Origin of the sequence: Phenylobacterium sp. (assembly GCF_031360265.1) — a bacterium.
Taxonomy (GTDB): Bacteria; Pseudomonadota; Alphaproteobacteria; order Caulobacterales; family Caulobacteraceae; genus Phenylobacterium.
Map to the genome: position 1 here is coordinate 20,041 of NZ_JANMBF010000172.1, position 9,166 is coordinate 29,206.

At 71.5% G+C, this 9,166-nt stretch carries 12 protein-coding genes; 7 read left to right on the top strand and 5 right to left on the bottom strand.

What is annotated here, in order from left to right:
• Nucleotides 1-6 precede the first annotated feature (6 nt).
• Complete coding sequence (locus RMN86_RS15920) at nucleotides 7-639, bottom strand: TlpA disulfide reductase family protein (RefSeq protein ID WP_309606837.1); 633 nt, start codon at nucleotides 637-639, stop codon at nucleotides 7-9.
• Here RMN86_RS15920 and argH point away from each other — a divergent pair, their 5' ends adjacent.
• From argH to lysA, 3 genes are read left to right on the top strand one after another with little or no spacing between them, the layout of a single operon-like run.
• Complete coding sequence (gene argH / locus RMN86_RS15925; RefSeq protein ID WP_309606838.1) at nucleotides 640-2,073, top strand: argininosuccinate lyase; 1,434 nt, start codon at nucleotides 640-642, stop codon at nucleotides 2,071-2,073.
• A complete protein-coding gene (locus RMN86_RS15930) occupies nucleotides 2,070-2,384 on the top strand; it encodes a hypothetical protein (protein ID WP_309606839.1) in 315 nt (104 codons plus the stop codon). Before argH ends, RMN86_RS15930 begins: the two co-directional genes overlap by 4 nt.
• On the top strand, nucleotides 2,381-3,652 hold the full coding sequence (gene lysA / locus RMN86_RS15935) for a diaminopimelate decarboxylase (protein WP_309606840.1): 1,272 nt from the start codon (nucleotides 2,381-2,383) through the stop codon (nucleotides 3,650-3,652). The genes RMN86_RS15930 and lysA overlap by 4 nt, the downstream gene beginning before the upstream one ends.
• Here lysA and RMN86_RS15940 read toward each other — a convergent pair.
• The 4 genes from RMN86_RS15940 to RMN86_RS15955 all read right to left on the bottom strand — a co-directional run bounded on the left by RMN86_RS15940 (nucleotide 3,649) and on the right by RMN86_RS15955 (nucleotide 6,115).
• Nucleotides 3,649-4,245 (bottom strand): uracil-DNA glycosylase family protein, encoded by a 597-nt coding sequence (locus RMN86_RS15940; RefSeq protein WP_309606841.1) that lies wholly within the window; start codon nucleotides 4,243-4,245, stop codon nucleotides 3,649-3,651. The two genes, lysA and RMN86_RS15940, sit on opposite strands and share 4 nt — an antisense overlap.
• A 37-nt stretch (nucleotides 4,246-4,282) precedes the next feature.
• On the bottom strand, nucleotides 4,283-4,687 hold the full coding sequence (locus RMN86_RS15945) for a hypothetical protein (RefSeq protein WP_309606842.1): 405 nt from the start codon (nucleotides 4,685-4,687) through the stop codon (nucleotides 4,283-4,285).
• Nucleotides 4,688-4,758: 71 nt separating this feature from the next.
• On the bottom strand, nucleotides 4,759-5,286 hold the full coding sequence (locus RMN86_RS15950) for a phosphoribosyltransferase family protein (protein ID WP_309606843.1): 528 nt from the start codon (nucleotides 5,284-5,286) through the stop codon (nucleotides 4,759-4,761).
• Nucleotides 5,279-6,115, bottom strand: a complete 837-nt coding sequence (locus RMN86_RS15955) for an MJ0042-type zinc finger domain-containing protein (RefSeq protein WP_309606844.1) — start codon at nucleotides 6,113-6,115, stop codon at nucleotides 5,279-5,281. The genes RMN86_RS15950 and RMN86_RS15955 overlap by 8 nt, the downstream gene beginning before the upstream one ends.
• Before the next feature lie 59 nt (nucleotides 6,116-6,174).
• On the opposite strand from RMN86_RS15955, the gene RMN86_RS15960 reads away from it, so the two are divergent.
• The 4 genes from RMN86_RS15960 to RMN86_RS15975 form a co-directional block, all read left to right on the top strand.
• Nucleotides 6,175-6,915, top strand: coding sequence for an ATP-binding cassette domain-containing protein (locus RMN86_RS15960; protein WP_309606845.1), 741 nt, complete (start codon nucleotides 6,175-6,177; stop codon nucleotides 6,913-6,915).
• The gene (locus RMN86_RS15965) at nucleotides 6,912-7,805 is read left to right on the top strand and encodes an FtsX-like permease family protein (RefSeq protein ID WP_309606846.1); all 894 of its coding nucleotides are present in this window, start codon (nucleotides 6,912-6,914) and stop codon (nucleotides 7,803-7,805) included. Before RMN86_RS15960 ends, RMN86_RS15965 begins: the two co-directional genes overlap by 4 nt.
• Nucleotides 7,806-7,853: 48 nt before the next feature.
• The gene (locus tag RMN86_RS15970) at nucleotides 7,854-8,483 is read left to right on the top strand and encodes a YdcF family protein (protein WP_309606847.1); all 630 of its coding nucleotides are present in this window, start codon (nucleotides 7,854-7,856) and stop codon (nucleotides 8,481-8,483) included.
• Nucleotides 8,480-9,166 (top strand): lysophospholipid acyltransferase family protein (locus RMN86_RS15975; RefSeq protein ID WP_309606848.1); only part of this gene is annotated, 687 nt, incomplete at its 3' end. The genes RMN86_RS15970 and RMN86_RS15975, both read left to right, overlap by 4 nt.

Genomic DNA, 9,166 nt, shown 5'->3' on the forward strand with positions numbered 1-9,166 from the left:
TACGACTCAGCTTTCCGCGAGCAACTTGTCGATCACCGACCGGGCCCCGCGACCGGCCCAATCGGCCTCGCCGGAGATGCGCCCGCGTTCCAGGCCATCCTTGCCCAGGAGGATCGTCGTCGGCATTCCGGCCGCCTGCGGCGTCATCGCCCAGGGCAGTTTGGCCTGCGGGTCATTGTAGAATACCAGCGGGGCCTGGCCGGCGAGGAACGCCCTGGCGGCGGCGAGCGCCTCGGGCTTGTCGATGCTGACGGCCACCACCTGTACGGGTTTCCCGGCATAGGCCGCCTGCAGCCGCGCCAAGGTCGGCATCTCGATCTTGCAGGGCGCGCACCAGGTCGCCCACAGGTTCATCACCACCACCTTGCCCTTGAAGGCGGCCGGCGTGACCGGCTTTCCGGCCGCGTCATAGAAGGTGTAGGCGGGCGGGGCCTTGCCGTCGCCGACATGCTCCAGCTTCCGCGCGACATCGTGGGTTTGCGGCGCGGCGGCCTGGGCGGCGGCCAGGGTGTGCGTCACCGGCTTGGTCGAGGACAGTGCGATGATGTAGACAACCGCCGCGACGCCTATAGCAGCGGCGCCCCAGAGGGCCCATCTCAGGACCCCGCCCCTGGGCCTGGCCGCGGACCGTTCGTTCATATGACCGACTCTTCCTCTGACGCTCCAAAGACGCCGGCGCCTCCGAACGCATCGGGCGGCCAGGCCATGTGGGGCGGACGCTTCTCGGACAAGCCGGCCGAGCTGATGCAGGCGATCAACGTCTCCATCGGCTTCGATCGCCGGTTGGCGGCCCAGGACCTGGCAGGGTCGCGAGCGCACGCGGCGATGTTGCAAAAGACCGGGATCATTACAAGCACCGACGCCGAGGCGATCCTCGCCGGCCTGGAGACCATTGCCCAGGAGATCGCCGCCGGGAGCTTCCCGTTCCGCGAGGAATTCGAGGATATCCACATGAATGTGGAGGCGCGGCTGCGCGAGCTGATCGGCCCGGCGGCCGGGCGGCTGCACACCGCCCGCTCGCGCAACGACCAGATCGCGCTCGATTTCCGCATGTGGGTGCGCGAGGCCTGCGACAGGACTGCAGCCCAGATCAGGACGCTTCAGATCGCCCTGCTGGTCAAGGCCGAGCCCCACGCCGCGACCGTGATGCCGGGGTTCACCCACCTGCAGCCGGCCCAGCCGGTCACCTTCGGCCACCATCTGATGGCCTATGTGGAGATGTTCGGGCGCGACGCCAGCCGGTTCGCCGACGCGCGGGCGCGGATGAACGAGAGCCCGCTGGGCGCCGCGGCCCTGGCCGGGTCGCCCTTCCCCGTCGACCGGATGATGACCGCGCAGGCGCTGGGTTTTGACCGACCGGCCGCCAACTCCCTCGACGCCGTCGCCGACCGGGACTTCGCGCTGGAGGCGCTGGCCGCGGCCACCGTCTGCGGGGTCCATCTGTCGCGGCTGGCCGAGGAGATCGTCATCTGGATGACCCCGCAGTTCGGCTTCATCGCCCTGTCGGACGCCTTCACCACCGGCTCGTCGATCATGCCGCAGAAGAAGAACCCCGACGCCGCCGAGTTGGTGCGCGCCAAGGTCGGCCGCCTGCTGGGATCGTTCACCCAGCTGGCGGTGGTGATGAAGGGCCTGCCCCTGACCTATTCGAAGGACATGCAGGAGGACAAGGTTCCGACCTTCGAGGCCTTCGACGCTTTGGACCTGTCGCTGGCCGCCATGGCCGGGATGATCGCGGACCTGGAACCGAACGTGGCGCGCATGGCCGCGGCGGCCGGCGCCGGCTATGCCACCGCCACCGACCTGGCCGACTGGCTGGTGCGCGAGCTCGATCTGCCGTTCCGCGACGCCCACCACATCACCGGTGCGGCGGAGAAGCGCTGCGAACAGCTCGGCTGCGACCTTCCGGGCCTGCCGATCGAAGACCTGCAGGCGCTGGACTCTCGCATCACCGCGGGCGTCTACCAGGTGCTGACCCCCGCCGCCTCGGTGGCCAGCCGCACGAGCCATGGCGGAACCGCGCCCGATCAGGTGCGCGCCCAGATCAAGCGTTGGAAGGAAGTTCTCGCATGAACCTTCACACCCTCACCCGCACCCTGGCGATCGTCACGGTGATCGCTGCGTCGCTGGGCGCCTGCGGCAAGCTGGGCGAGCTGCAAAAGCCTGGACCGCTCAACGGCGCGGGCCGGGCCACCACGCGGGCCGCCGATGAACAGACCCGCCAGGCGCAGGACCCCTCGCGGCCGGTGGACACCATCGACCCGCGTGACCGGAGCACCGATCCGGCCCCGCCGCGGACGCTGCCGATCGGCGGGTCGGGCAACGATCCCACGCGCTCGGCGCCCGCCGGCGCCCTGCCCGATCCCTACGCCAACCCCCGATGAACCACTTCGAGCTCAAGGGGGGCGAGCTCACCTGCGAGGACGTGCCGCTGGCCAGGATCGCCGAAGCGGTCGGCACGCCGGTCTATGTCTATTCCTCGGCCACGCTGGAGCGGCACTACACCGTCCTGCGCGACGCCCTGGTGGGCGCCGGGCTCGGCGAGCCGCTGATCGCCTATGCGGTGAAGGCCAATTCCAACGTCGCGGTGCTGCGGACCCTGGCCAGACTTGGGGCCGGGGCGGACGTGGTCTCGGAGGGCGAGATCCGCAGGGCGCTGGCCGCCGGCGTGCCGCCCGAGCGCATCGTCTTTTCCGGCGTCGGCAAGACGGCGGGAGAGATCGCCTTCGCGCTGGAAACCGGCGTCTGCGAGATCAATGTGGAATCCGAGCCGGAGCTGCATCTGGTCAATGCCGTGGCCCAGGCGATGGGCAGGCGGGCCGCCGTCGCCATCCGGGTCAATCCCGACGTGGAGGCCGGCGGCCACGCCAAGATCTCCACCGGCAAGGCGGACAACAAGTTCGGCGTCTCGCTCAGCCAGGCCGAGCGGCTCTACGCCAACGCCGCCAACATGGCCGGCGTCCGGCCCGTAGGCGTCACCTGCCACATCGGCAGCCAGATCACCGATCTCGCCCCCCTGGAAGCCGCGTTCGGCAAGATGCGGGCCCTGGTCGAGCGCCTGCGCGCGGAGGGCCTGGCGGTCGAGCGCCTGGACCTCGGCGGCGGACTGGGCGCGCCCTACTTCAACCAGCCGACCCCGCCGACGCCGGGCGACTACGCCGCGATGATCGCCCGCGTCATGGCCGGCCTCACCGACCTCCAGTTCGCCTTCGAGCCCGGGCGGATGATCGCCGCCAACGCCGGTGTGCTGGTGGCGCGCGTGCTGCACATCAACCAGCGGCCCGACGGGCGCAGGTTCCTGGTGCTCGACGCGGCGATGAACGACCTGCTCAGGCCGGCCATGTACGACGCCTATCACGACATCCGCCCCGTGGCGCCGCGCGAGGGCGACCTGGCCCCCTACGACGTGGTCGGCCCGATCTGCGAGACCGGCGACACCTTCACCCGCGACCGGCTGCTGCCGCCGCTGGAGGCCGGTGATCTGGTGGCCTTCATGACCGCCGGCGCCTATGGGGCGGCGATGTCCAGCGAATACAATTCCCGCCTTCTGGCGCCCGAGGTGCTGGTGAAGGGCGCGGACTACGCCGTGGTCCGGCCGCGACCGACCTACGACGACATGCTGGCCCGCGAGCGGACGGCGCCCTGGCTTTAGCGGGCCAGCCGCGCCCGGATCGACGCGCGCAGGCTCGGCAGCACCTCGGTCGCGAACCAGGGGTTACGCGTCATCCAGCCCCGGCTTCGCCAGGAGGGATGCGGCAAAGGTATCTGGTACGGGCCGAAGGCGGCGAAGCCCCGCACCGCCTCGGTGAGCGTCGCCCGCCGGGCGCCAGCCAGATAGCGCGCCTGGGCGTAACCGCCGACCAACAGGGTTAACCGATCGGGCGGCAGCAAGGCGAGCACCCGGTCGTGCCAGAGCGGTGCGCATTCGGTGCGAGGCGGCAGGTCGCCGCTGGGGCCCGTCCCAGGATAGCAGAAGCCCATAGGCATGAGCGCCACCTTGGCCGGATCGTAGAAGTCGGCCTGCGATAGGCCCGTCCAACCACGCAGCACGTCGCCGCTGGCGTCGTTCCAGGGGATGCCGCTGGCGTGCACGCGCGCGCCCGGCGCCTGGCCAATGATGACAATGCGCGACGTCGCACTCATCTGGACGATCGGGCGAGGGCCAAGCGCGAGCTCGGCCGCGCAGACAGTGCAGGCGCGGATGTCTTCCGCGAGCATCTCGATCTTCGAACCAATCGCCGCCAAGGGCGTCCTTTCGCGGCGCGCCGCAGGCCGGCTGCCCCTAAAGGTCGGCGCAGGTGCTCATGCTGACCGGAGCGTGGTCGGTGCGGGTCCAGCCGGAGGCGGCCTTGGCGAATTCGGCGGTCTTGGCGCCCCGCTGCGCCTGTTTGAACTTCGCGTCGAAGCCGTTCCAGCTGATCGCGGCCACCACGCGGCCGGTGACGCCCTTGGCCTGATCCGCCGCGGTGACCGTGCGCTGAGCCTTGCAGGCCACCTCGAAGTCGACGCAGGTCTGGCCCTCCGCCTTGCTGGCGCACAGCGGGTCGTGGGCGATGATCTCGCCGCGCCACTTGAGGATTTCGCCATCCAGCCCGGCGAACTGGTCGGCCGGGCCGCCGCCCTTCGGGGCCGGGCTGCACCCGCCAACGATCATCAGGGCCGCCAAGGCCGCCGCGCCAGTCTTCAAGTCCGTTGCTCCCATTGAGGCGTGTAACGCGGTGGAGGCCGCATGGCTGCGGCGGCGATAGGAATTCCTGTCTAGTCCAACGCCCCGATATACGGCAGCCCCCGATATGCGCCGGCGGCGTCCATGCCGTATCCGACCAGAAAGCGGGCAGGCGCTTCCCAGGCGACGAAGTCTGGCGCGATGGCGCGCCGGGTCGGCCAGGGCTTGCGGGCGAAGACGCTGGTCAGCACCTTGCCGGCGCCCGCGTCCCGCACCAGCCGCGCGGCTTCCGACAGCGACAGGCCGGTGTCGAAGACGTCGTCCACCACCAGCGCCGTGCGCCCGGCGAGCGGGCGTTGCAGGTCGGCGCGAACCTCGCAGCGACCGAGGCTAGCGCGCGCGTCGCCGTAGGAAGCGAGCCACAGGGCGTCGAAGCCAATGTTGCGCCCAAGCCGCGACAGGGCGCGCGTCAGGTCGGCGCAGAACCACAGACCCCCGGTCAGGAGGCAGACCGCGACCGTCTGGTCGTCAACGTGCGGGGCGATGGCGCGGGCCAGGGCCTCGACCCTGGCGGCGATCTCGGCCTCGGGAAGCAGGACCGTCGGACGTGACTCAGTCATGGGGCGGCAGGGCGTCCGGGGTTCCGGGGGCGAGCGGGCGGGCGTCGACCGGGGCGGGTCCGCTCATCACCGCCTCGGCGACCTGCGGCGGTCCGGGCTTGACCGCGCCGGGCCGGGCGGCGGCTTCGAAGGTCACCTCCAGGTCGTGGACGCCGGCCGGCGGATCGACCAGGGCGATGGCGAAATGCCGCAGGGCGTGGGCCGGGACGCGCGGATCGATCGGCCGGGCGACCGTGGCGATGAGCGGCTTGCCGGCGCGGTCGAGCAGGCTGATGCGCAGGTCCGGCGTCAGGGCCGCCGCGTCGCTGACATTGCGGATCGCGCCGGTCACCGCCAGCACCGGCCGTCCGCCCTGAAAGGTCGGCTGGGCGTGCACCGCCTCGATCTCCAGACCCAGCCGGTTCACCGGCAGGCCCAGGCCGGCGTAGGCGCCAGCCACAGCCGGCGCCAGCCGCACGATCTGCGCGCGATAGACGATCAGGCCTGCGACCAGCGCGGCGATCACCGCGGCGCTCGCACCCCAGACCGCGACCTTGCCGGCGGCCTCGCGTCTTGGCGCCGAGGCGCGCATGCGGACGGCGGCCGAAAGCGACGCCACGGGAGGGCCCTCGATCACCAGTTCATCGACCGGCGGCCTGGCCACCGGCGCGGGCGGCGGGCCTTGCGGCCGAGACGCGGAGCCAGACTCAGGGCCCGGCGCCGCCGCCGGCTCCTTCAACGCCGTCCAGCGCGCGCCGCAGTTCGAACAGCTGACCGTGCGGCCGGCGTCGGAGATCCGCGAGTCGTCGACGAAATAGCTGGTGGCGCACTCTGGGCAGGTCAGTATCATGACGGTCGAATCGGACGCTCCAGAAAACCTCTCCTCCGAGGTCGCCGATTTCGGCCTCCATGTCCAGAAACCCCAACGCCGCAACGGCGCCCAACTCGGCTGAAGACGTTGTCCGTTTCGACGATGTGTCGATGCGCTATGGGCGCGGCCCTGAGGTGCTGCGCGACCTGAATTTCGGCCTGGCCCCGGGCTCGTTCCACTTCGTCACTGGGCCCTCCGGCGCCGGCAAGAGCTCGCTGCTGAAACTGATCTACCTGGCGAGCAAGCCGTCGAAGGGGCTGGTCCACCTGTTCGGCCAGGACGTGGCCCGGGCCTCAGGCGCCACGCGTCCCCAGCTGCGCCGGCGCATCGGCGTGGTGTTCCAGGACCTGCTGCTGCTCGAGCACCTGTCGGCCTTCGACAACGCCGCGATCCCGCTGCGGCTCTCTGGCCGCAAGCCCGCCGAGTACCGCGGCGACGTGGCCGAACTGCTGTCGTGGGTCGGGCTGGGCCAGCGCATGCACGCCATGCCGCCGACCCTGGCCGGCGGGGAACGCCAGCGCCTGGCGATCGCCCGCGCCGTGGTCAACCGCCCCGACATCCTGCTTGCCGACGAGCCGACCGGCAATGTCGATCACGAGATGGCGCTGCGCATCTTCCGCCTGTTCGTCGAGCTGAACCGGCTGGGCACCACCGTGCTGATCGCCACCCATGACCAGGACCTGATCGCCCGCTCCGGCCGCCCGGTGCTGCACCTGGAAGGCGGGCGGATCGCGCTGCGGCCGCCCCAGGGTCCGCAAGCCGGAGCGTTCCAGCCGTGAGCGAAATGTTCGACCTCGCCCGCTGGCGGCCCGCGCCGTTCCTGCCGGAGAAGGAGGCCCGCGACGGGGCGTTGATCTTCGTGGTCGCGGTGCTGTGCTTCCTGGCCTGCCTCACCCCCATCGGGGTGATCGCCGCCGACCGCGCGGCCCGCGGCTGGACCGGCCAGCTCACCGGCGAGGCGACGGTGATCGTGCGCCCGCGCGGCGGCGAGACCCCCGACGCCGCCGCCGCCCGCGCCGCCGAGGCCCTGTCCGGGGTCGCCGGCGTCACCGAGGCCCGCGCGCTCGAGCCGGCTAAGGCCTACGATCTGATCCGACCATGGCTGGGCGACGTCACCGACCTGGAGGACCTGCCGGTGCCGCGCCTGGTGGCGGTGACGCTGGACGCGCGCCATCCCGCCGACGCCCGACGCCTGCGCGCGGCCCTGGCCGCCCAGACCATCGACGCCACCGTCGATGACCATGCGGTCTGGATGAAGGACATCCGCCGCGCCGGCGACCTGATCCGCTGGCTGGGCGGCGGCGTGTTCGCCCTGATCGCCGCCGCGGCGGGCGCGGTGGTGGCCTTCGCCACCCGTGCGGGCCTGGCCGCGCGGCGCGACGTGGTCGAGGTGCTGCATCTGGCCGGCGCCGACGACGGCTTTATCGCCCGGCTGTTCCAGCTGCGGTTCGCCCGGGTGGCGGGCCAGGCGGGCCTGCTGGGCGCGGTGGCCGCCGCCGCCGTGGCCGCCGGCCTGCGGCTGGCCGGGGGTGGCGAGGGCCTGACGCCGGCCCTGCCTCTGGCCTGGAGCGACCTGCTGGCGGTCCTGCCCTGCCCGCTGCTGGCGGCCCTGGTCGCCGCCGCGGCGGCGCGGATCACCGCCATGCGGCTGATCGGGGACATGCGCTAGCATGGCGATGCGACCACCCCTCCTCAGGCTCGTTCTCGCGTCCCGCCCATGAGATCGCTGGCGGCCCTGCTGATCGTGGTGCTGATCTGGCTGGCCGGGCTGATGGCCTTCGCCGCGCGCGTGCAGCAGTCGACGCCCAGCCCCACGCCCGCGCCGGCCGACGGCATCGTGGCGCTCACCGGCGCCAACTCCAACGAGCGGATCGCCGCGGCGGTGACCTTGTTGTCCGAACACCTGGGCCGCCGCGTGCTGGTTTCCGGAGTCAACCGCGAGGTCACCCGCGACCAGCTGCGCGCCACGTCCAACACCGTGCGCCGGCTCTACGACTGCTGCGTCGACCTGGGCTTCACCGCCATGGACACCGTCGGCAACGCCCGCGAGACAGCGGAATGGGCCAGGGCCATGCGCTTCAGGAGCCTGATCGTGGTGACCTCCGACTACCATATGCCCCGCGCCGTGCTGGAGCTGCGCGCCGTGCTGGCGCCGTCCGGCGTGACGTTGCAGAGCTATGCGGCGCCGACCCCGTCACTGAAGGCGCGCCAGTGGTGGCACGCGCCCCGCGCGGCCCGCCTGATGGTGGTGGAGTATTGCAAGTATCTGGCGATCCTCGGCCGCGACGCCATCCTGCGCCTCGGCCCCCGCGAGGCGACCCCGGCGCAACAGAAAGGTCCCGCGTGATCGCCGTCCGATCCCTGGCCTATGTGGCCGCGTTCTACGCCTGGTCGGTGTTCTGGGTGCTGCTGATCTCGCCCCTGATGCTGGGGCCGCGCCGCTGGATGGTGAACTCCTGGCGCATCTGGTCGCACGGCGTGATGCTGCTGCTGCGGGTGATCTGCGACATCCGTGTCGAGCTGCGAGGGGCGGAATTCATCCCCGCCGGCCGCGCCCTGATCGCGCCTAAGCACCAGTGCATGCTGGACGTCTTCGCCCAGTTCGCCTGGCTGCCCGACAGCTGTTTCGTGACCAAGAAGGAGCTGATGTGGATCCCGTTCTTCGGCTGGTATGCCTGGAAGGCGCGGATGATCGTCGTCGACCGGGCCGGCCAGTCGGCGGCGCTGCGCAAGATGGTCGCCGACGCCAAGGACCGCTTCACCCACGAGCGCCAGCTGGTGATCTTCCCCGAAGGCACCCGGGGCCAGCCCGGCGTGGCCGGCGACTACAAGCCCGGCATCGCCGCCCTCTACCGCGAGATCGACGTGGCGGTGACGCCCATGGCCACCAACGCCGGCGTCCACTGGCCGGCCCACGGCTTCCTGCGCCGGCCGGGGACCATCGTCTATGAGTACCTGCCGCCGATCCCGCCTGGCCTGAAACGCGCGGAGTTCATGCGCATCCTGGAAGAGCGCATCGAGACAGCCTCG

Excerpts from the sequence above, each read along its gene's own strand:
- argH (WP_309606838.1), top strand. The coding sequence starts at position 640 with ATGACCGACTCTTCCTCTGACGCTCCAAAGACGCCGGCGCCTCCGAAC.
- RMN86_RS15950 (WP_309606843.1), bottom strand. The coding sequence starts at position 5,286 with ATGACTGAGTCACGTCCGACGGTCCTGCTTCCCGAGGCCGAGATCGCC.
- RMN86_RS15970 (WP_309606847.1), top strand. The coding sequence starts at position 7,854 with ATGAGATCGCTGGCGGCCCTGCTGATCGTGGTGCTGATCTGGCTGGCC.
- RMN86_RS15960 (WP_309606845.1), top strand. The coding sequence starts at position 6,175 with ATGTCCAGAAACCCCAACGCCGCAACGGCGCCCAACTCGGCTGAAGAC.
- lysA (WP_309606840.1), top strand. The coding sequence starts at position 2,381 with ATGAACCACTTCGAGCTCAAGGGGGGCGAGCTCACCTGCGAGGACGTG.
- RMN86_RS15955 (WP_309606844.1), bottom strand. The coding sequence starts at position 6,115 with ATGATACTGACCTGCCCAGAGTGCGCCACCAGCTATTTCGTCGACGAC.
- RMN86_RS15930 (WP_309606839.1), top strand. The coding sequence starts at position 2,070 with ATGAACCTTCACACCCTCACCCGCACCCTGGCGATCGTCACGGTGATC.
- RMN86_RS15920 (WP_309606837.1), bottom strand. The coding sequence starts at position 639 with ATGAACGAACGGTCCGCGGCCAGGCCCAGGGGCGGGGTCCTGAGATGG.